Genomic DNA, 19,665 nt, shown 5'->3' with positions numbered 1-19,665 from the left:
GCGGCGGAATCCCACATGATCATGACAGCGACCATAGAATTCGGCGGCGATGGCGATAAGGGTTTCGCGTCGTCCAACCGCTTCCAGGAAGTAAAGACGGCGGCCTACGAGCACCTGCTTTCCCGCATCGAGGAGCTGGGCGCGGAGTTCGGCCGCTGGGCGCGCTCGGCGATCCAGGAGTTCGTCGATATCGAGGTGGCCAGCTTCGTGCGCCTGCGGCGGGTGCCGATCAACGAAGGCGAGATGCGCCAGATCGCCGAGGCCCTGACCAAGGAATTGGCCGGCCTGGGGCCGCTGGAGGACCTGCTGGCCGATCCCGCGGTCGAGGACATCCTGATCAACGGCTACGACAACGTGTTCGTGTCGCGCCGCGGCGTGCTGGCGCGCGAGACGCTGCGCTTCACCGACAACCAGCACGTGCTGCGCATCGTGCGCCGCATCCTCGCGCCGATCGGCCGCCGGCTGGACGAGTCCAGCCCGATGGTCGATGCGCGCCTGCCCGACGGCGGCCGCCTGAACGTGGTGATCGAACCGCTGGCCGTGGACGGCCCGATGGTCTCGATCCGGAAATTCCGCCAGGATCCGCTCAAGCCGGCCGACCTGCTGACGCTGGGCACCTTCGACGAGGAAATCTACCGGCTGCTGCACGAGGCGGTGAAGAATCGCTGCAACATCCTGGTGTCCGGCGGCACCAGCTCGGGCAAGACGTCGCTGCTGAACGCGCTGGCCTTCTTCATCTCCGACACCGAGCGCGTGGTGACGGTGGAGGACACCGCGGAACTGTCGCTCAACCACCCGCACGTGGTGCGGCTGGAGTCGCGCCAGGGCGGCTTCGACGGCAGCGGCGCGGTCAGCATCCGCGAGCTGATCCGCAACAGCCTGCGCATGCGCCCGGACCGCGTGGTGGTGGGCGAAGTGCGCGGCGCCGAGGTCATGGACATGCTGCAGGCCATGAACACCGGCCACGAAGGCTCCATGGCCACGATCCACGCCAACTCGCCGCGCGAATGCCTCTACCGGATCGAGATGCTGGCGGGTTTCGCCGGCTTCCAGGGCAGCGAAGACAGCCTGCGGCGCCAGATCGCCAGCGCGCTCGACTTCATCGTGCAGATCGGCCGCCTGTCCAACGGCAAGCGGCGCGTGCTGTCGGTGACCGAGGTCACCGGCATGGGCGACAACGTGATCTCGACCCAGGAGCTGTACCGGCACGAAACCTTCGCCACGCCCGAGGGCGAGGAAAAGGACCGCTGGAACTGGCTCGGCATCCATCCGCACACCCCCAAGCTGGCCAAGATGCGCAACGAGCAGCGGCCGGCCGACAACGCGCCGCCCGAGTCCGACGGCGGCGGCTTCTGGAGCAGGAGGCGCTGATGCTGCAAGCCGGGGTGTTCGCGGGTCTGGCGCTGGTGCTGGCGTTGGCGGCGGTGCTGCTGTGGCGCCATGCCAACAGCGGCCAGCGGCGCGCCGCCAGTTCCGCCTTTCTCGAAGACCAGCTGCGGCGCGGCCGCGGCGCGCCGGTCAGCGGCAAGATGCCGTTCGCGCACGGCGCCCGCGCGCTGCGCAGCGGCTTCTCGCGCTGGGACATGCTGCTGCTGCAGGGCGGCGTGCGCCAGAGTCCGGCTTTCTACGCCAAGCTGACGCTGCCGATCCTGCTGGGGGCGTTGCTGGCCTGGGCCTTCCTGGGCTGGCTGTCGGGCGTGGTGGCGCTGGTGCTGCTGACCGTGTTCGCCTATTTCCTGCTGTGGCTGCGCGCCGACCGGCGCCAGCGCCGCCGGGTGTCGCAACTGCCGGCGTTCCTGGACAACATCGTGCGCCTGGTCACCATCGGCAACAGCATGGCGTCGGCCTTCCAGACCGCCGCGGCCACCACCGACGAACCGCTGCGCGAGGTGGTCGAGACCGCCGCCGCCCTTAGCCGTTCGGCCAAGGAACTGGACGCGGCGCTGGTGCAGGTTTCGCGCCAGTACGACATGAAGGAACTCTACATGGTGGCGGCGGTGGTGTCGGTGGCCCTGCGCTTCGGCGGCCGCAGCGACCAGGTGCTCGAACGCATGGCCGCGTTCATGCGCGACATCGGCCAGGCGCGCGCCGAACTGTCGGCCAGCTCGGCGGAAATCCGCCTGTCGGCCTGGATCCTGGCGCTGCTGCCGCTGGGCATCGCCGGTTTCATCATGGTGGCCAACAACGACCTGTTCATGGGCCTGTGGGTCGACCCGCTGGGCTTCAAGATGCTGATGACGGCGGTCTGCCTGCAGCTGGGCGGCTCCTACATCCTGTATCGCATGGCCAAGGCCATCTGAGGACGACGCGGATGCAAGCGATCGAATCCTGGAATGTCTCGACCGTGCTGGCGGTGGCGCTGATGCTGGTGGCCGCCGCCATGCTGATCCTGGGCCTGAGCATGACGCGGCGCCTGCGCGGGCAGGACCGCAGCCGGCAGGTGGTGGAGCAGGCGCTGGCCACGCGCGAGGGCCGCGTCAAGGCGGCCGCCGCGCCCGCCGCCGAGGGCGCGCAGGGCAGGCTGGCCGCGGCCACGCGCGCGGCCGACTCGTTCGGCAAGCGCCTGAGCGAAGGCCGTTTCGCCGAAGCGCTGCTGGCTGGCGAGGACCGCAAGCTGGTGGACATGGCGGGCTACGAAAACCCGGCCACGGCGCGGCTGCGCTTCATCGTCGCGCGCTTCACCCTGGCGCTGCTGCTGCCGGCGGCGGCCGTGGCGCTGGACCTGGGGCGCAATGTCGGCGGTTCGTCGCTGGGCCTGTTCGTGGCGGCCTTCTTCGGTTTCGCCATCGGCTACATGCTGCCCAAGTGGTTCGTGCGCCGGCGCCTGTCGCGCCGCCGCAAGCAGGCCGCCAATGAGCTGCCGCTGCTGATCGACCTGTTGCGGCTGCTGCAGGGCGTGGGCCTGTCGATCGACCAGAGCCTGCAGGTGCTGACCAAGGAATTCGACCAGGTGCTGCCGGTGCTGGCGTACGAGCTGCGGCTGGCGTCCGAACTGTATGTGCGCGGCCGCACCCGCGAACAGTCGCTGGCACGGCTGGCGGCGGGCTTCGACAACGACGACCTGTCGGCCATCTGCCGCCTGATCGCCCAGGTCGACCAGCACGGCGGCGCGGTGCAGGAACCGCTGAACCGGTTTGGCGAGCGCCTGCGCGAGAAGCGGCGCCTGGAACTGAAGGAAAAAGTGGGCAAGACCACCGTCAAGATGACGGCGGTGATGATCGTGACCCTGTTGCCGGCGCTGTTGATCGTGACCGGCGGGGCGGGGTTTGTGGCGGTATTGCGCGGCTTGTCGCGCATGGGGGGGATGTAATGGCGGGCGGTATGGAAAGCGCGCGGCGCGCATGGCGTTGGACCCTGGTGGCGGCGGTGGTTGCCGGCGCCGGGACGTTGGCGGGTTGCCAGAGCAACAACGCCGAGACCGCCTGGCAGTTGATCCAGCAACAGCAGCAGGAACAGGCGCTGGCGCGCCAGCGCGAGGACGAGGCGGAGAACCGCCGCAAGCCGGCCGAGCCGGAGATGATGCTGTCGATGATCGCCGAGTCGCAGCGCCAGGAGCGCTATTTCGCCTCGCTGGCCTACATCGAGGCGTTCCAGCAGAAGTTCGGCAATGATCAACGCATCGCGGTGCTGCGCGCCGAGGCGCTGCGCCAGACCGGCCAGACGGCCTCGAGCGAGCAGGCCTACCGCGCCCTGATCGGCACCGCGCAGGCGGCCGACGGCTGGCACGGGCTGGGCCTGATCGCCGGCTCGCGCGGCCAGTTCGAGCAGGCCGCCGACGACTTCGCCCGCGCCGCCAAGCTGGCGCCGATGGACCCGCGCATCCTGGGCGACCTGGGCTACGCGCGGCTGCGGGCCGGCGACCCGGCCGGCGCCCGCGTGCCGCTGGGCCAGGCGGCCGAGCTGGCGCCCGAAAGCGGCAAGGTGCTGGCCAACCTGGCGCTGCTGCTGCTGGTCGAGGGCGAGCCGGTGCGGGCCCAGCACGTGATGGACCGCGCCAAGCTCGGCGACGAGGCGCGCGGCCAGGTCCTGCGGCTGGCCTCCGAGATCCGCAGCCAGAGCGCCGCGCCGCGCGGCGTGGCCCCGTCGGCCGCGGCGGCCGATCCGTCGGCGACCCGGGTGTCCCGTGGCGAAGGCATCGTCATGCCGGTCATGAGCCCCTTGATGGACAGACTGGGCAACGGCCCGATCATGCGCTAACCAGGAATCCCAACATGTCTCGAACCGTACGCTTCGTTCCGTTTTCCCTGGCGCTGCTGGTGGCCGCCGCCATGCCCTGGGCCAGCCAGGCGCAGTCGAACGCGCCGCTGACCGGCGGCGCCATGAGCGGCGGCGTGGCCCAGGCCTCGCCCGTGTCGCCGGTGGCGCCGGCGGCCGCGCCTGCCGCCGCGCCCGCGGCGCAAATGCCGGCGCGGCCGGTGGTGCAGCAGGTGCAGACCCCGATGCCGCAGCCCGCCGCGCAGCCCGCGCCGCAAGCGGCGGCCGAGGCGCCGGAAGCCTTCGGCGACATCACCCGCGGCCTGCTGGCGGCGCAGGCCGACGGCCGCCGCGCCGGCGCCGCGCTGCCGGTGCTGGGCGCCGCGTCCACCGCCGCCTGGAACCGCTACGTCGACAGCTTCACCCGGCCGATTCCGGAGTGGTTCACCAAGCGGGTGCAGACCAACAACACCAACTAGGGCCCGTCTCGTCGAGTCAGGGAGCCGCGATCATGCCAGCCACTCATCTTCGTTCTGCGTTCCTGCCGCGGCAGCGCGGCAGCATGACGGTGGCCATCGTTTTCGTGGTCATCGTCGGCCTGGTGCTGCTGGGCGTGGCCCAGCTGGGCTACGCCTACTACATGAAGCGCGAGATGCAGAAGGCCTCGGACCTGGCCGCGCTGTCGGCGGTGCAGGTGCTGGGCATGGGCGCGCCCGCGGACTGCACCCGCGCGCAGGCGGCGGGGCGGGCCGCGGTGCTGGCCAACGTGCCCAACATCTTCGACACCTTCTCCGCGGCCGACGTCACGGTCGAATGCAAGGTGTGGGACACCACCCGCGCCGACGCCAGCGGCATGTACGTGTTCGACCCCGCCAGCGGCCAGGTGCCGAACGCGCTGCGCATCACCATCAACAAGACCCTCGCCAGCCTGATCCCCAGCTTCTCCGGCGGCACGGTGGGCGGCACCCAGGTCCAGGTGATCTCGGTGGCCACCAGCACCCAGCCGGTGGCGGTGTTCACCGTCGGCTCGCGCCTGCTGCGCCTGCAGAAAGGCGGCCTGCTGTCGCAGCTGCTGTCCACCGTGGGCGCCACCCCGGCCCAGCTCGACATTCTCGACGCGGCCGGCCTGGCCACCGTCAACATCACGCCGTCCGGCCTGCTGGAGGCGCTGGGCCTGCCGGTGTCGGTGGCCACCGGCGTGGGCACGCCATCGCAGCTGGCCGCGCTCAACAACCTGACGCTGGGCCAGCTGCTGCAGGCCACGCTGACCGTGATGAACAAGGCCGGCAACACCGCCGGCGCCAGCCTCGGGCTGCTGTCCAACGCCATCAACGTGGTGTTGAACGTGATGCCGGTGAACCTGCCGGTCAAGCTGTTCGGCAACGGCGGCATCCTCGACCTGAACGTGGTGGGCGGCGACATCAACTCGGCGCTGCAGGCCAACATCAACGCGCTCAACGTGCTGGAGACCGCGCTGGTCATCGCCAATGGCCAGAACCTGGTCAACCTGGGCCTGAACGTGCCGCTGCTCGGCGTGCAGTCGCAGGTGCGCATCGTCGAGCCGCCCACCATTGGCGTGGGCGGGGTGGGCACGCAGGCCACCAGCGCCGGTATCCGCGTCTACCTGCGCGCCAACACCAGCAACATCCCGCTGGTGGGCCCGCTGCTGGCCAATACGCTTGGCACCAAGATCGACCTGCCCGTCATCATCGACGTGGCGCAATCGACCGGCACCGTGTCCAAGCTGTGCCAGGCGCCGCTGACCGAGTCGCAGGCCACCATCGACGTGACCTCGTCGGTCGCCAATATCTGCCTGGGGCGCTTTCCCGGCATGGCCTCGGCGGTCGACAACGTGCAGGCCAATTTCCTGTCCATCACCAACAGCTGCCAGCCCAGTTCGTTCGCGGCGATCCAGCGCTACCAGATCCTGAACGTGCTCGGCATCCTGCCGCTGACCAGCAAGGTCACGCTGCCGATCTTCAATTCGACCGCGCCGGTGCCGGTGACGCTGACCGAGCCGCCGTCGCCCAACTCCACCGCCACGGTCAACGCCACTTCGATCAACCTGGGCGCGCTGGCCTCGAACCTGGCCGACGCCGTGGTCGGCGGCATCCTCGGCGACCTGGTCGGCACCGGCACGCCGCTGACGCCGGAGCAGCGCACTTCGCTGGCCACCACGCTGGTGGGCGGCGGCGGCAACAACGCCGGCAAATCCATTTCGCAGGTGGTCAACGACATGCAATGGTCCTCGACCGCGCTCAACCAGCTTGGCCAGCGCATGTCCACCGGCGGCCTGACCGGCGTGCTCGGCGGCACGCTGCAGCTGGTGGGCAACCTCCTCAATTCGTTGTTGCTGGCGCCGCTGAGCGACGTGACCTGCCTGTTGGCGATCACGCCGGACGCCATCCGCCAGTGCCGCGTCAACGCGGTCTCGTCGCTGGCGCTGAGCGGCGGCAACCAGGTGGGCGGCGTGCTGTCCATCGTGGTGACGCTGCTGCAGCCGCTGCTGGGCATGTTGTCGACCCTGCTGCAGCAATTGCTGGACATGCTTGGCCTGAGTGTCGGCCAGACCGATGTATCGCTGCTGTCGGTGGACTGCGGCAAGCCCCGCCTGGTGTATTGATGATGAAGCCCCTGATTTCCGCCCCTTCCTGGCCGGCCCGGTGGTCGCCATGACCCAGAAATTCTCGCGCGAAGAGTTCGACGTCTACGTCTGGGAGGGCACGTCCGACATCGCCAGCCGGGCCGAGCGCTGCCTGGCCGGCATGGACGTGTCGCTGGTGCGCGCCGATGCCGGCACCGCCTTTCCGCCGCCGCGCGATCCGTCGCGGCCCGCGGTGGCGCTGGTGTCGGTCTCGGTCATGGGCGACAACCGCTTCAGCGGCTACGACTGGCTGTCGGTGCAGGCCATGCCCGTCATCTGGGTGGCGTCCGAGGCCCGTGGCCGCGATCCGCGTTATTACCCGCCGGAATATTCCTATACGCTGCCGCTGGCCTTCACCACCACGGACCTGCGCAAACTGTTGTTCGAGCTGCTGGGCACGATCGACCAGCTCAACCGCGCCGCGCCGCGCCGCGAGCAGCCGCTGATCGCCGTGTCGGAGCCGATGCGGGCGCTGCTGGCCGAGGCCGACATGTTCGCCGACTGCCGCAGCAACGTGCTGATCCACGGCGAGACCGGCGTCGGCAAGGAGCGCATCGCGCGCTTGCTGCACGACCACGCCGCCTGGTCGGACGGCCCGTTCGTCGCGGTCAACTGCGGCGCCATCCCCGAAGGGCTGTTCGAGGCGCACTTCTTCGGCCACGCCAAGGGCGCCTTCACCGGCGCCGTGGGCGCGCACAAGGGCTATTTCGAGCAGGCCAACGGCGGCACGCTGTTCCTCGACGAAATCGGCGACCTGCCGCTGTACCAGCAGGTCAAGCTGCTGCGCGTGCTGGAACAGAGCGCCGTGACGCGGCTGGGGTCGACCGTGGAGGTGCCGGTCGATTTCCGCCTTGTGGCGGCGACCAACAAGGATCTGCGGGTGCTGGTGGGCCAGGACGAGTTCCGTGCCGACCTGTACTACCGGCTGGCGGTGATCGAGCTGCGCATTCCCAACCTGGAGCAGCGCGGCCCCGAGGAAAAGGCGGCGATCTTCCGCGCCTTGCTGGAACGGCTGGGCGCCGAGGGCGAGCCGCCCGGCTGGCTGCTGGAACGCGTGGCGCGGGCGCGCTACGCCGGCAACGTGCGAGAGCTGTCCAACGTGGCCGAGCGCGTGGCCATCGTGCGGCGCCAGTTCCAGGCCTGGGACCAGGCCCGCATCGAGCGCATTTTCGACCAGTTGGCCGAGCCGCTGGGCGGCCCCGCGGCCTTGGCGGCGGCGGGCGCCAATACCCAGTGCGAACCGCCGGTCTTCAGCGACGCCGAACGCGCCGAGCGCGCCCGCATCCTGGCCGCGCTGGACGTCAACGGCTGGCGCCGCCAGGACACCGCCAATACCCTGGGCATCAGCCGCAAGGTGCTGTGGGAGAAGATGCGCAAGCTGCATCTGGGCGGCGGCCAGGGCGAAACCGCCGACGGCATCGTCGAAGCGTCGTGAGGCGCAATAGGGAATGTCCCAGGGCGCGCGACACTATCGCCCCGTGTTATTCACGCGCGTCAGCTTCAAACGGAATAAATTGCTATAGTTCCGCAACGATTTTTTTGGGGAAGGCATGAACGTCCACTTTATCCGTGCCGCCGCTCGCATGGCGCTGTTGGGTACGGCCCTGTCCGGTCTGGCCGCGTGCGCCATCGCGCAACCCGAGCCCCCGCGCCCGACGGTGCAGCAGGTCGAGGACAAGCAAGCCGCCTCCACCCCGGTCACCCCGCCCGCGCCGGCGCCCGCCGCGCGCCCGTCCTCGACGGTGGCCGAGCTGCAGGCACTGATCCAGAACCGCCAGGTTTCCGAGCTGCGTACGACCTACAACGGCACGTACGGCGCCAGCCTGCTGTTCAAGCCGGACGACCTGACCTACTACGTGGCCCTGTTCCAGCAGAAGGATTTCTGGCGCGTGCTCAAGACCAAGTCGGACAAGCAGGCCGAAGCCACCTACCGCGCGTTCGCCGCGCAATCGGTGGAACTGGCCGACGTGGACATCCAGCGCATCAAGCTGCAGGCCGAATACACCCACGCCGAAAAGCTGCTGGCCAGCCGCAACGCCGAACTGAGCACGCTGCAGGCCGACCGCACCCTGCGCATGCAGCAGGAAGAGCAGGTCGCCGCGCGCCAGGAGCAATCGCGCCAGGAAGCCACCGCGCTGGCCGATCAGCAGAAGGACGTGCGCCAGCAACTGCGCGACCTGCAACGCCAGATCGACGCCTTGCAGGCGCAGCAGGCGCAGATCCAGTCGACGGCCGCGCCCAAGCGCGGCAAGTAAGCGCCAGGCATGGAAAAAACGGGCCCACGGGCCCGTTTTTGTTTGACCCCGCGCTTTCTTGTATTCTGGCCGCTAGCCCCCATATCCCTCCCATGGCTCTCAAAGTTTTCGACCTCCAGTGCGAGCACGGCCACATCTTCGAAGGCTGGTTCGGTTCGCACGAAGACTATGACGCGCAGCAGGCGCGTGGCCTGGTGTCGTGCCCGGTCTGTGGCTCGGCCAGCATCACCAAGCGCCTGTCGGCCCCGCGCCTGAACGTGGCGCACCTGCACGCGCCCGCCGCCCAGCCGGCGCTGCCGGCCGGCGCCTCCGACGCCGAGAAGATGGCGGCCCTGCAGGCGGTGGTCATGCGCCAGGTGCGGGCCGTGCTGCGCAACACCGAAAACGTCGGCGCCCGCTTCGCCGAGGAAGCGCGCCGCATCCACGAGGGCGACGCCGACGAGCGCCCCATCCGCGGCACCGCCACGCGCGAAGAGCGCGAAGCCCTGGCCGAGGACGGCATCGACGTCATGGCCGTGCCCGACTTCCTCGACGACGAACGCCTGCAGTAGCCGCGTTCGCCGCCGCCGGATTTGCGGCCGCGCAAGGCAAAAAAAAGCGCCAGACCCCGAAGGGCTGGCGCTTTTTCGTACCTGCCGCCGGATCAGTTGTTGACGCGGCTGCGGTATTCGTTGGTACGCGTGTCGATTTCGATCTTGTCGCCGATGGCGCAGAACAGCGGCACGTTCAGTTCGTAGCCGGTGTTGATCTTGGCGGGCTTGGTCACCTTGCCCGACGTGTCGCCACGGACGGCCGGTTCGGTGTAGGTGATTTCGCGCACGAGCGTCGTGGGCAGTTCCACCGAGATGGCGCGGCCGTCGTAGAAGACCACTTCCACGGGCATCGCTTCTTCCAGGTAGTTCAGGGCGTCGCCCATGCTCTCGGCTTCGATTTCGTACTGGTTGTACTCTTCGTCCATGAAGACGTACATGGGATCGCCGAAGTAGGAGTACGTGCACTCCTTGCGATCCAGCTGGACGACTTCGAACTTTTCGTCGGCCTTGTAGACCGATTCGCTGGCCGAGGCGGTCAAGAGGTTCTTGAACTTCAGCTTGACGACGGCGGCGTTACGGCCCGACTTGTTGTATTCGGCCTTCTGGACCACGAGGGGATCCTTGCCGACCATGACCACGTTGCCGACTCGCAATTCCTGAGCGGTTTTCATCGATAAAACTCCGGGGGGAAAGGGTGCACTCGCCGTGCTTGCAGAAAGCCGCCGCAAATGCGGGCGCCAGGCAACGGGGCGGGCCCGCCATCTGAGCCCGCGGGCCCTCGAAACAGGCCCGCACACTCGGCTTCATGCACACCCCGGGAGGCGTCATAGTTGAGGCGCCGACAATCCAGGGCGACTCAGAAAACTCTCTATTCTAGCGTTTCTTGACCAACTCTGCGCAAAAATCGGCCAGATTTTCCGCCAGATCGGGGCGGCCGGCCTGCGCCGCGTCCCAGTCGCGCGCCGCCTGCGTCCAGGCCTGCCAGGCGGGCGGCGCCAGGGCGGCGCCGATGGCGCGGGCCGCGGCGCCGGCGTCGGGCAGGTTCCAGGCGCGGATGGTGGCGGCCGCGGTTTCCGGGGCCGGATAGCGCGCCAGCCAGGCGTCCAGCTTTTCCAGGTGCACGTTCTCTTCCTGGGGGTAGATCTGCCAGACCAGCGGCCGGGCGGCCCAGGCGGCGCGCACGAAGGAGTCCTCGCCGCGCACGAAATTCAGGTCGGCGCACCACAGCACGCGGTCGAAATCGGGTTGCGCCACGAACGGCAGGCGCGCCACCACCGGACCGCCGGCCCGCGCGCAGGCCGCCTCGAGCCCGGGAGCGACGCCTTCCGGCGCCAGCAGCAGGGCGGGGCGCGCATCGGCCGCCAGGGCCTGCGCCAGGCCGTCGACCGGGGCGCTGGGGTAGCAAAACAGGGACACGGTGCGGGCGCCGTGGCGCCGTTGCGACAGCAGGGGCTCGGCCACGCCCAGCCCGCGCAGGAACGCCGCCTGCGCCTCGGGATCGGCCTGGAAGGCGTCGCGCTCGGCCGACAGGCCCGGTTCGCGCAGCAGGCCGCCGGTCGCGGGCGTGAACCCGGGAAAGAAAAAGTGCTTCACCAGCCCATCCGGCCGCTGCGACGGCAGGCCGTGGCAGCTTTCCACCCAGGCCTCGGCGCTCAGGTATTCCAGGTTGATCCAGGCCGGATGGCGCTGGCGCATGCTGTCCAGGAAGGCCTCGGGCGGATCGCAGGCGAAGGCCTCGATCACCACGTCGCGGGCCGCCAGCGCCGGATCCGGCGTGTCGGTCCAGCGCACGATGTCCACTTCTTGCAGCCGCTGGCGCGCGGCGCTGGCGTCGATGCCGGGCTGGATGCGCGCGAAGCTGGCCAGGTCGTCCACCCACAGGCGCACGTCCCAGCCACGGCCGTGCGCCAGCCGGCGCGCCAGGCGCCAGCAGACGCCGATGTCGCCGTAGTTGTCGACCACGCGGCAGAAGATGTCCGCTTGCATCGACGCGCTCAGTGGAACTTGGCGGGCGCCGCCTCGGCGTCTTCGGGCAGCTCGGCGTGCACCAGTTCGCCCAGGGGATTGGGGAAGTAGGGCGCGCCGCAGTCCTCGCAGTATTCCGGCGGCAGCACGCCAGGGATGCGACGCACGTCGCTCACGCCGTATTCCTTGAGCAGCGCCGCGATCTCGTCGACCACGTCGGGCTGGCCCTCGTCGGCCGGCAGGTCTTCCTCGCGGCCGTACAGCGGCCAGACGCAGCCGTAGTAGACGTCGTTGCTGTTGCGCGCGGTGAAGCTGACGCGGTATTCGTCGACCCGGCTTTCGCCGCAGCCGGCGACCACGGCGCGCAATTGGGAGGCCTCGAGATTGACCGCGCCTTCGAGCCAGCTGATGGCGGCGCGCAGCGACAGCGGCCGCACGCGGCGGTCGGCCTCGCGGTTGCTGACATAGTAGGCGTCGGGCAGCAGGGCTTCGAAACCGCAGCCGGGCAGCAGGCCGGCCAGCGTCGGCTGGGCCTGCGCGGCCCATTGCGCCAGGCAGGCGTCGCGGCTGGCCTCGGCGTCGCCGATCTGCTCCTGCCAGCGGAACACCGGCGCGAACTCGGGCACCGCCACGGCCGCCACGATGTAGCGCGTGTCGGCCAGCATGTTGGCGGTCTCGGCCTCGGCGTTGAGCGCCGGCTTGGTGGTCTCGGCGCCGAGCGCCTGCGAGCCCAGGCGCTGCAGCCATTGCCAGGTCTCGGCGAAGGTGCGCGGCATCTGGTCCACGCTCACCAGCATCGGCATCAGCGCGCTGCGGGCCTGGCTCGACAGCACGTGGCCATGCAGCTGCGCCAGCAGGGCCTGTTGGGCGCTGGCCGACACGGGGCCGGTCGGAATGGCATAGCGGGTCCAGGCCACGATGGGCGCGACGATCAGCAGGATGTCGTAGCGCACGCCGTTCTTTTCGATCTTCATCGATTCGGACAGCGTTTCGGCCTGCTCGATCAGGACTTCGTAGGCGCCCACGTCGCCCTGGGCGAGATGGTCCAGCGCGGCTTCCAGCGGGGCATCCTGGCCTGCCTTGAGCAGCTTCGGAATCGCTTCGCCAAGCTGATTCTCCCAGTACACGTCTTCGACGCGGCTGCCCGAGCGGTTGAGCGACTGGGCAAGCGTGATCAGGCGGGTGGCGTCGCGGGTCAAGCGGGGAGCGGATTGGCTGCGGGATCGGGCCATAACTTCGGAGGACGTCCAGTAAGTGTGTAACGACGTAGTTTAACGCCCGCCACGATCATGGGCGGCGACGCGCGCCACCGTGCCGGCCGGCCCGCGGCCTCTCGCCATATTGGTGCTGATCTGGCAACAGATCATCCCTTTTGCAGGGGTTTATTGCAGATTCGAAACGGCTGAAAATACCTGCATCACACTTGTTTTCTGGAGGCATCGCCATGCGCTGGCCTACGCTTTTCGTTTCCCACGGTTCTCCCATGCTGGCCGTCGAACCCGGCCTGACGGGCCCGGCCCTGGCCGCCTGGAGCCAGGCCCAGGGCCGCAAGCCGCGCGCCATCCTGGTGGTCTCGCCGCACTGGATGGGCCACGGCCTGGCCCTGTCCACCCGCGACCAGCAGGTGGCCTGGCACGACTTCGGCGGCTTTCCGCCCGAGCTCTACACGCTGCAATACGCCGCGCCCGGTTCGCCCGAATTGGCGGCGCGCACGCAGGCCCTGCTGGCCGAGGCCGGCATCGCCGCCGACCGCGATCCGCGCCGGCCGCTGGACCATGGCGCCTGGGTGCCGCTGCGCTACCTGTATCCCGAGGTCGACGTGCCGGTGGTGCAGCTGTCGCTGGACATGGGCCGCGACGCCGCCGGCCAGCTGGAACTGGGCCGCGCCCTGGCGCCGCTGCGCGACGAGGACGTCCTGATCATCGGCTCGGGGTCGCTGACGCACAACCTGCGCGACGTGCGCATGCCGCAGAACGCGCCGGCCACGCCCTACGTGCCGGCGTTCCAGGACTGGTATGCCCGCCACCTGGCCGCGCACGACGTGCCGGCGCTGCTCGACTGGCAAGCCCGCGCGCCCGGCGCGCGCCAGGCCCATCCGCACGACGACCACCTGATGCCGCTGTACGTGGCGCTGGGCGCGGGCGGCGAACAGGCCACGCGCCTGAACGACGAGGTGTCGTATGGCGCGTTGGCGATGGATGCCTACGCGTTCCAGTGAGCGCGCGCCGCCGCCGGCGGCCGCGCGCGCCCGCTACGTCACGACCCGGGCCGCCAGCAGGTCGATGAAGCCACGCACCCGCGCCGGCAGCGCGCGCGACGCCGTCAGCGCCAGGATGGGGCGGGGCGGCAGGGTCCAGCCGGGCAGCACCGGCAGCAGGACGCCGTCGCGCACGAGCCTGGCGGCGCGTCCGCGCGTCAGCGGCCCGATGCCCAGGCCGTCGCGCAGCAGGTTTTCCACCGCCAGCTGATTGTTCAGCACCAGCAGCGGCGAGACGTCCACCTGCGTGCGGGCGTCGCCGTTGGCCAGCGCCAGTCCCGGCCCGGCGTCCGGCATCAGGAGGCAGCGGTGCCGCGCCAGGTCGGCGGGATGCGCCGGCTCGCCGAAGTCATGCAGGTAGGCCGGCGAGGCATACAGCTGATAGCCGGCCATGCCGATGCGTCGCCGCACCATGCGGCTCGCGCGCGGTGGTTCGGCCGTCGCGATGCAGACATCGTAGGGTTCGGTGGCCAGGTCCGGCAGTTCGGCCGAGCAATGCAGCTCGAAGCGCACGCCGGGATGGCTGGCGCAGTAGTCGGCCAGCGCGGCTTCCGGAAAATAGGCGCTGAAATCGACCGGCGCGCAGACGCGCAGCTGGCCGGTGGGGCGGGCCATTTCCTCCTCGAGTTCGCCGCTGATCGCGCGGGCGCGATCGACCACTTCCGTGATCCGTTCCAGGTAGCGCTGACCGACGTCGGTGAGCGCCAGGCGGCGGGTGCTGCGATGGAGCAGCTTGACGCCGATCTGGCTTTCGAATTCCGAGATCCGGCGCGATAGCGTCGAGGCCGGCACGCCGGTGCTTTCCGCCGCCCGCGTGAGCGAGCCCAGCGCCGCCACCTGGACGAACAGGGCCATGTCGCGCATGCGATCCAGTTCTTTTTTCATGGTCGTTCCGCTTCGATGTCCACAGGCGGTCGGCGCCTATTCCCTGTAGTCCTGTTCGCCGGCCTTCCAGTACCCCTTGGCCGAGACGCGCGCGGGATCAAAGCGCAGGCGTCGCAGCCAATGCGCGCGCCAGGCCTTGACCCAGCCGGCCTGGCCGGCCAGCCAGACCTGGCCGGGACCGTCGGGCGCGAGCGCCGGCGCCTCGTCTTGGCCGGGGGGCTCGCTGTGCGCGGCCCATTGCGGGGTGTGCGCGCTGGCGATGGCGGGCCAGTCGGCGTCTTCGCCCGCCGGGTGGCGTACCCCCAGGACCTGGATGCCGGACGGCAGCGCTTCGATGATGCGGCAGGCCGCCGGCCAGGCGGAGGCGTCGGCGCCGAGCCAGACCCAGCGCGCGTCGGCCTGCAGCGTGAAGCCGCCGTCGCGCGGTCCGGCGATCGCGACGGCATCGCCGGGCCGGGCGCGGCGCGCCCACGCCGAGACGGTGCCGGCGGTGTCGTCATGCATCACGAAGTCGAGCTCCACGGTGGACGCGTCGAAGTCGATCGCGCGCAGCGTGTAGGCCCGGCCCGGCACGCCGGGCGGAAATACCTTGACCCAGGCGCCGGGCTGGTCGACGCCGGGGCGCGCCAGCCAGGCGCTCAGTTCGGGGCCGCCGAGCGTCAGCCGGCGCATGTCGCGCGCCACATCGCGCGCCCGCAACACGATGCAGGGCACGTCGCGGCGCGGCAGGGGAAAAGGTCGCATGTCGGATCTCCTTGGGGCGGTAAGCGCGGCGGCCGTCAGGCCTTGGCGGCGCGGGGATGGCGGGCCAGCCAGACGAGCGCGATCGACAGCGCGAACGCCAGGCTCGACCACAGGAAGAAATCGTTCAGGGCCAGCATGTCGGCCTGCGTCTTCAGGCCATTCCAGATCACGCCCCATGACTGCGGCTCGTCCAGGCCCGCGCCGGCCAGGGTGGCCAGGGTGTCCTGCACGGCGGGCCGGGCGGGCGTGGCGCTGTCGATGAGCACGTTCTGGTAGTAGCGCGAGCGTTCGTCCCAGTAGGTCGACGCGAGCGAGGCGACCAGGCTGCCGGCCATCATGCGGATGGCGGTCTGCAGGCCGGAGGCGGCGGCGATGCGTTCGGGCGGCAGACCGGCCAGCGACAGCGACACCAGCGGCGTGAGGAACAGGCCGATGCCGATGCCCTGCAGCAGGCAGGCCAGCGAGATCAGGCCGACGCCGACATCGGTGGTCATGGACGCGCGCCACCACGCCACCAGCGACCACGCCACGAAGGCCAGGCTGGCGAATACGCGGGCGTCGCCGCGCTGCACCCAGCGGCCCAGCAGCGGCGCCAGCAAAATGCCGAACACGCCCATCGGCGCCGTGGCCAGGCCGGCCCAGGTGGCCGTGTAGCGCATGTCGGTCTGCAGCCACAGGGGGATCAGCACCAGCGCCGCGAAATACAGGCCGAAGCCCACCGCCACGGCCAGCGTGCCCATGGCGAAGTTGCGGTGGCGGAACAGGCTCAGGTCGACGATCGGATGCGCTTCGCCCAGTTCCCAGATGATCAGGAACACGAAGCCCAGCGCCGACAGCAGCGCGGTGGTGACGATGAACGGCGAGGCGAACCAGTCCAGCGTGCGGCCACGGTCCAGTGTCAATTGCAGGCAGCCGATGGCCACGGCCAGCAGGATCAGGCCGCGCAGGTCCACCGGCAGCCGGGTGCTGGCCGTGTCGCGGCCGCGGAACATGGTGGCCGTCACGGCGACCACGGCGATGCCGACGGGCGCGTTCACCAGGAAGATCCAGGGCCAGCTGAAATCATCGGTCAGCCAGCCGCCCAGCACCGGCCCGGCCACGGGGCCGGCCATGTTGGTCATGGCCCACATCGACAGCGCCAGCGTGCGCTTGTCGGGCGGGAAGATGGCGACCAGCAGCGCCTGGCTCAGTGGCACGATGGGGCCGGACACCATGCCCTGCAGCACACGGAAGGCCAGCAGCGATTCGAAGTTCTGCGCCACGCCGCACAGCACCGATGCCAGCGTAAAGGCCGCCACCGACAGCACGAACAGCCGCACCTGCCCGAGCCGGCGCGAGAGCCAGCCGGTCAGCGGGATGCAGATGGAGTTGGCGATGGCGAAAAAGGTGATGGCCCATTCGCCGATTTCCGGGCTTACGCCCAGGTTGCCGGAGATGGTGGGCACCGAGACGTTGGCGATGGTGATGTCCACCACCGCCATGAAGGACGCCAGGCTGATGGCCACCGCCGCGATCACGCGCGGCAGCCCGGACATCGGTTCGATGGGACGGGGCGTGGCCGACATCACTGCCATCCCTGGCCGGCCTGCGCCAGCGTGTCGGCGGCCTGGCGCTGCTGCCGGTAGATGTCGGTGGTCTCGGCGCGCGCCGCGCTCGCCTGCGACGGGTCGCAGCGCGCCGTGTCCACGGTCACCTCGGCCGACAGCCCGATGCGCAGCGGATGGTCGGCCAGGTCCCTGGGCTCGAGATTGATGCGCACGGGCACGCGCTGCACCACCTTGATCCAGTTGCCGGTGGCGTTCTGCGACGGCAGCAGGGCGAAGGCCGAGCCGCTGCCCGCCATCACGTCGCCGACGTGGCCGCGATAACGCACCTTCGAGCCATGGGCATCGACGGTGACCATGGCCGGCTGGCCGGGGCAGATGCCGGCCAGCTGGATTTCCTTGAAGTTGGCGTCGATCCACATCTGGTCCAGCGGCACCACGGCCATCAGCTTGTCGCCGATTGCCACGCGCTTGCCCAGTTGCACGCTGCGTTGCGCCACCATGCCGCCGACCGGCGCGCGGATGGTGGTGCGCTGCGCGTCCAGCGCGGCGGCGCGCAGGCGTTCCTGGGCCAGGGCCACGTCGGGATGGGTCTCGGGCGTCACGCCGTCCACCAGGGCCTGGGCGGCGCGTTCGGCGGCCTGCGCCACCGCCAGCGCGGCGCGGGCGGTGTTGAGCGCGTCGGCGGCGTGGCGCGCTTCTTCCGAGGTGATGGCGCCTTGCGCGGCGATGCCGCGGCGGGCGGAGACGTCGGCCTGGGCACGGTCCAGTTCGGCCTGGCGCCGCGTGACTTCGGCGGCGGCCTGGTCGCGGCTGGCGAACAGCGCCAGCACGCGGCGCCGCGCGCGCGCCAGGTCGGCGCGAGCGCCGGCCAGCGCGATCTGGGCGTCGGCGGGATCCACCTCCACCAGCGTCTGGCCGGCGTTGATGCGGTCGGCGTTGTCGGCCCAGATGGCCGAGACGGCGCCGGCGACTTGCGGCGTGATGGCCACGACGTGGCCGTTCACATAGGCGTTGTCGGTGGTCTGGCTGGCGGCGCCGGCCAGGAATGTCCAGGCGGCCCAGCCGGCGCCCGCCAGCAGGGTGGCGCCGCCGGCGAGCATCAGGCGGGATTTGCGGGTCGAGGTCCGCGAGTCGGGAGTTTGCGTGGCAGTCATTTCAGGGCTTCGTTGTCAGAGGATTGGGAGGGCGACCAGCGGCCGCCGAGCGCGCCGGCCAGCGCCGTCTGGGCCAGGCCCAGGTCGAGGTCCGCCGCCGCCAGCGCGCTGTCGGCGCGCAGGCGGGCCAGGTCGGTGTCGATTTCGTCCTGGCGGGCGGACAGGCCGCGGCTGGCGCGCACGGCCTGCAGCCGCGCCAGCGTGGCGGCCTCGCGCAGCGAGACGCGGGCAGCGTGGCGCTGGGCGCGGGCCTGCGCCAGGCCGGCCAGGCCGTCGGCGACTTCCTGCAGGGCGCGCACCACGGTGGCGTCGTAGTCCGCCACCGCCAGGTCGTAGCCGGCGATGCGGTCTTGCAGTCCGGCGCGCAGTCGGCCGCCGTCGAAGATGGGCAGGGTCAGCGCGGGGCCGATGCCGGCCGCCAGGCTGTTGCCCTGCAGCAGGTGCGACAGGCCCAGGCTCTGCAGGCCGGCAAAGGCCTTCAGGTCGATATCGGGATAGAACTCGGCCTTGGCCGCGTCGATGCGGCGGTCGGCCGCTTCCAGGCGCTTGCGCTGCGCCAGCACGTCGGGCCGCAGCCCCAGCAGGCGCGCGGGCAGCGCCGCGGGCAGGGCGGGATCGGCGCGCAGCGCCAGCTGGGGGCGGCTCAGCGCATCTGCGTAGCCCGGGGCCTGGCCCGCCAACGCGGCCAGCGCGTGGCGTTGGCGTGCGATCTCGCGGTCCAGTTGTTCGACCTGGGCATCCAGCTGCGCCAGGCGGCTGCGCGCGTCCGCGACCGGGGCGTCGCTGCCCAGGCCGGCCTGGCGTCGCGCCTGGTGCAGGTCCAGCGCTTGCCGTAGCCGCTCGCGCTGTTGCAGCGCCAGCTGGTGCAGGCGGAAGGCGGCATCCAGGCGCAGGTAGGCGGCGGCGATGCCCTGCTGCAATGCCAGCTGCGCATCGGCATGGGCCAGGGCCGCGCCGTCGGCATCGAGCCGGGCGGCATCGGCCAGCGCGCGCCATTTGCCCCAGACATCCAGGCGCAGGCGCAGCGAGGCCAGCAGCGAGCCGCTGCCACCGGTGTTGTCGGCATAGGGCGCGCCGTAGGTGTAGTGGCCGGGGTAGCGGTCGGCGGTGACGGTGGCGCTGGCATCCAGCGTTGGCCGGCGCGCCGCGTCGGCGCTGCCGACGACGGCTTCGGCCTGGCGCAGGCGTGCCTGGGCGGCGCGGATGCCGGGCGCCTGCCGTTGCGCGTCCGCCATCAGGCGGTCCAGTTGCGCGTCGCCCCAGGCGCGCCACCAGGGCGCGCCGTCGTCGGATGTGTCGCGGACGGCGGCGGCGATGTCGCGGCCGGCATCCAGCGTGGCGGGGTCAATGGGTTTGCCGGCGGGCCGCAGGCCGCCGTGGCTGGCGCACCCGGCGACGCTGATGAGCGCCGCCAGCGCGGCGGCCAGCGGGGCATGCCGCAACCGCGCGCGGCCGGCGGGGCGATACCGTGTTGAGTGAATCATGGC

The 19,665-nt window shown here is 70.6% G+C and carries 18 protein-coding genes; 10 read left to right on the top strand and 8 right to left on the bottom strand.

The annotated features are described in order from the left end of the window. Positions 1–15 precede the first annotated feature (15 nt). The 9 genes from AC1HFW_RS14790 (at position 16) to AC1HFW_RS14750 (ending at position 9,644) form a co-directional block, all read left to right on the top strand. A complete protein-coding gene (locus AC1HFW_RS14790) occupies positions 16–1,371 on the top strand; it encodes a TadA family conjugal transfer-associated ATPase (protein ID WP_054431924.1) in 1,356 nt (451 codons plus the stop codon). Beyond that, a complete protein-coding gene (locus AC1HFW_RS14785; RefSeq protein WP_006390259.1) occupies positions 1,371–2,300 on the top strand; it encodes a type II secretion system F family protein in 930 nt (309 codons plus the stop codon). The genes AC1HFW_RS14790 and AC1HFW_RS14785 overlap by 1 nt, the downstream gene beginning before the upstream one ends. Before the next feature lie 11 nt (positions 2,301–2,311). Continuing rightward, positions 2,312–3,310, top strand: coding sequence for a type II secretion system F family protein (locus AC1HFW_RS14780; RefSeq protein WP_104021744.1), 999 nt, complete (start codon positions 2,312–2,314; stop codon positions 3,308–3,310). A gap of 11 nt (positions 3,311–3,321) precedes the next feature. Further along, a complete protein-coding gene (locus AC1HFW_RS14775) occupies positions 3,322–4,197 on the top strand; it encodes a tetratricopeptide repeat protein (protein WP_006390257.1) in 876 nt (291 codons plus the stop codon). Positions 4,198–4,211: 14 nt separating this feature from the next. Then, complete coding sequence (locus tag AC1HFW_RS14770) at positions 4,212–4,673, top strand: DUF3613 domain-containing protein (RefSeq protein ID WP_006390256.1); 462 nt, start codon at positions 4,212–4,214, stop codon at positions 4,671–4,673. 32 nt (positions 4,674–4,705) lie between these two features. Beyond that, the gene (locus tag AC1HFW_RS14765) at positions 4,706–6,817 is read left to right on the top strand and encodes a pilus assembly protein TadG-related protein (RefSeq protein WP_479284089.1); all 2,112 of its coding nucleotides are present in this window, start codon (positions 4,706–4,708) and stop codon (positions 6,815–6,817) included. A 49-nt stretch (positions 6,818–6,866) separates the two neighbouring features. Then, on the top strand, positions 6,867–8,273 hold the full coding sequence (locus AC1HFW_RS14760; RefSeq protein ID WP_006390254.1) for a sigma 54-interacting transcriptional regulator: 1,407 nt from the start codon (positions 6,867–6,869) through the stop codon (positions 8,271–8,273). A 115-nt stretch (positions 8,274–8,388) separates the two neighbouring features. After that, positions 8,389–9,093 carry a DUF2968 domain-containing protein gene (locus tag AC1HFW_RS14755; RefSeq protein ID WP_035359207.1) on the top strand — a complete coding sequence of 235 codons (705 nt, stop codon included), beginning with the start codon at positions 8,389–8,391 and terminating at the stop codon, positions 9,091–9,093. A 92-nt stretch (positions 9,094–9,185) separates the two neighbouring features. Beyond that, complete coding sequence (locus AC1HFW_RS14750; protein ID WP_241073143.1) at positions 9,186–9,644, top strand: DUF1178 family protein; 459 nt, start codon at positions 9,186–9,188, stop codon at positions 9,642–9,644. A gap of 92 nt (positions 9,645–9,736) precedes the next feature. Here the strand turns inward: AC1HFW_RS14750 and efp are convergent, their stop codons facing one another. From efp to AC1HFW_RS14735, 3 genes are all read right to left on the bottom strand, one after another. After that, positions 9,737–10,297 carry an elongation factor P gene (gene efp, locus AC1HFW_RS14745; RefSeq protein WP_006225610.1) on the bottom strand — a complete coding sequence of 187 codons (561 nt, stop codon included), beginning with the start codon at positions 10,295–10,297 and terminating at the stop codon, positions 9,737–9,739. 202 nt (positions 10,298–10,499) lie between these two features. Beyond that, positions 10,500–11,612: an elongation factor P maturation arginine rhamnosyltransferase EarP gene (gene earP / locus AC1HFW_RS14740; RefSeq protein ID WP_479284086.1), complete on the bottom strand. Its 1,113-nt coding sequence runs from the start codon at positions 11,610–11,612 to the stop codon at positions 10,500–10,502. 8 nt (positions 11,613–11,620) lie between these two features. Then, positions 11,621–12,823, bottom strand: a complete 1,203-nt coding sequence (locus AC1HFW_RS14735) for a DUF2863 family protein (RefSeq protein ID WP_006390250.1) — start codon at positions 12,821–12,823, stop codon at positions 11,621–11,623. 212 nt (positions 12,824–13,035) lie between these two features. Here AC1HFW_RS14735 and AC1HFW_RS14730 point away from each other — a divergent pair, with 212 nt between their 5' ends. Further along, on the top strand, positions 13,036–13,809 hold the full coding sequence (locus AC1HFW_RS14730; protein WP_083827787.1) for a DODA-type extradiol aromatic ring-opening family dioxygenase: 774 nt from the start codon (positions 13,036–13,038) through the stop codon (positions 13,807–13,809). A 33-nt stretch (positions 13,810–13,842) separates the two neighbouring features. Here the strand turns inward: AC1HFW_RS14730 and AC1HFW_RS14725 are convergent, their stop codons facing one another. From AC1HFW_RS14725 to AC1HFW_RS14705, 5 genes are read right to left on the bottom strand one after another with little or no spacing between them, the layout of a single operon-like run. After that, positions 13,843–14,733, bottom strand: coding sequence for a LysR family transcriptional regulator (locus AC1HFW_RS14725; RefSeq protein WP_061073919.1), 891 nt, complete (start codon positions 14,731–14,733; stop codon positions 13,843–13,845). 36 nt (positions 14,734–14,769) lie between these two features. Then, positions 14,770–15,477, bottom strand: a complete 708-nt coding sequence (locus AC1HFW_RS14720) for a siderophore-interacting protein (RefSeq protein WP_479284083.1) — start codon at positions 15,475–15,477, stop codon at positions 14,770–14,772. A gap of 35 nt (positions 15,478–15,512) precedes the next feature. Next, positions 15,513–17,042: a DHA2 family efflux MFS transporter permease subunit gene (locus AC1HFW_RS14715; protein ID WP_006390246.1), complete on the bottom strand. Its 1,530-nt coding sequence runs from the start codon at positions 17,040–17,042 to the stop codon at positions 15,513–15,515. Beyond that, positions 17,042–18,178 carry an HlyD/EmrA/EmrK family protein gene (locus tag AC1HFW_RS14710; RefSeq protein ID WP_225856578.1) on the bottom strand — a complete coding sequence of 379 codons (1,137 nt, stop codon included), beginning with the start codon at positions 18,176–18,178 and terminating at the stop codon, positions 17,042–17,044. The genes AC1HFW_RS14715 and AC1HFW_RS14710 overlap by 1 nt, the downstream gene beginning before the upstream one ends. Continuing rightward, positions 18,175–19,662 (bottom strand): efflux transporter outer membrane subunit, encoded by a 1,488-nt coding sequence (locus tag AC1HFW_RS14705; RefSeq protein ID WP_479284080.1) that lies wholly within the window; start codon positions 19,660–19,662, stop codon positions 18,175–18,177. Before AC1HFW_RS14705 ends, AC1HFW_RS14710 begins: the two co-directional genes overlap by 4 nt. Between the last annotated feature and the right edge of the window lie 3 nt (positions 19,663–19,665).

It is taken from the genome of Achromobacter sp. ISS7, from assembly GCF_056523125.1.
This window is presented reverse-complemented; position numbering and strand designations above follow the sequence as displayed.

What these genes read in the sequence shown, in the direction of transcription:
- AC1HFW_RS14790 (WP_054431924.1), top strand. Translation starts at nt 16, where the DNA reads ATGATCATGACAGCGACCATAGAATTCGGCGGCGATGGCGATAAGGGT.
- AC1HFW_RS14785 (WP_006390259.1), top strand. Translation starts at nt 1,371, where the DNA reads ATGCTGCAAGCCGGGGTGTTCGCGGGTCTGGCGCTGGTGCTGGCGTTG.
- AC1HFW_RS14780 (WP_104021744.1), top strand. Translation starts at nt 2,312, where the DNA reads ATGCAAGCGATCGAATCCTGGAATGTCTCGACCGTGCTGGCGGTGGCG.
- AC1HFW_RS14775 (WP_006390257.1), top strand. Translation starts at nt 3,322, where the DNA reads ATGGAAAGCGCGCGGCGCGCATGGCGTTGGACCCTGGTGGCGGCGGTG.
- AC1HFW_RS14770 (WP_006390256.1), top strand. Translation starts at nt 4,212, where the DNA reads ATGTCTCGAACCGTACGCTTCGTTCCGTTTTCCCTGGCGCTGCTGGTG.
- AC1HFW_RS14765 (WP_479284089.1), top strand. Translation starts at nt 4,706, where the DNA reads ATGCCAGCCACTCATCTTCGTTCTGCGTTCCTGCCGCGGCAGCGCGGC.
- AC1HFW_RS14760 (WP_006390254.1), top strand. Translation starts at nt 6,867, where the DNA reads ATGACCCAGAAATTCTCGCGCGAAGAGTTCGACGTCTACGTCTGGGAG.
- AC1HFW_RS14755 (WP_035359207.1), top strand. Translation starts at nt 8,389, where the DNA reads ATGAACGTCCACTTTATCCGTGCCGCCGCTCGCATGGCGCTGTTGGGT.
- AC1HFW_RS14750 (WP_241073143.1), top strand. Translation starts at nt 9,186, where the DNA reads ATGGCTCTCAAAGTTTTCGACCTCCAGTGCGAGCACGGCCACATCTTC.
- efp (WP_006225610.1), bottom strand. Translation starts at nt 10,297, where the DNA reads ATGAAAACCGCTCAGGAATTGCGAGTCGGCAACGTGGTCATGGTCGGC.
- earP (WP_479284086.1), bottom strand. Translation starts at nt 11,612, where the DNA reads ATGCAAGCGGACATCTTCTGCCGCGTGGTCGACAACTACGGCGACATC.
- AC1HFW_RS14735 (WP_006390250.1), bottom strand. Translation starts at nt 12,823, where the DNA reads ATGGCCCGATCCCGCAGCCAATCCGCTCCCCGCTTGACCCGCGACGCC.
- AC1HFW_RS14730 (WP_083827787.1), top strand. Translation starts at nt 13,036, where the DNA reads ATGCGCTGGCCTACGCTTTTCGTTTCCCACGGTTCTCCCATGCTGGCC.
- AC1HFW_RS14725 (WP_061073919.1), bottom strand. Translation starts at nt 14,733, where the DNA reads ATGAAAAAAGAACTGGATCGCATGCGCGACATGGCCCTGTTCGTCCAG.
- AC1HFW_RS14720 (WP_479284083.1), bottom strand. Translation starts at nt 15,477, where the DNA reads ATGCGACCTTTTCCCCTGCCGCGCCGCGACGTGCCCTGCATCGTGTTG.
- AC1HFW_RS14715 (WP_006390246.1), bottom strand. Translation starts at nt 17,042, where the DNA reads ATGTCGGCCACGCCCCGTCCCATCGAACCGATGTCCGGGCTGCCGCGC.
- AC1HFW_RS14710 (WP_225856578.1), bottom strand. Translation starts at nt 18,178, where the DNA reads ATGACTGCCACGCAAACTCCCGACTCGCGGACCTCGACCCGCAAATCC.
- AC1HFW_RS14705 (WP_479284080.1), bottom strand. Translation starts at nt 19,662, where the DNA reads ATGATTCACTCAACACGGTATCGCCCCGCCGGCCGCGCGCGGTTGCGG.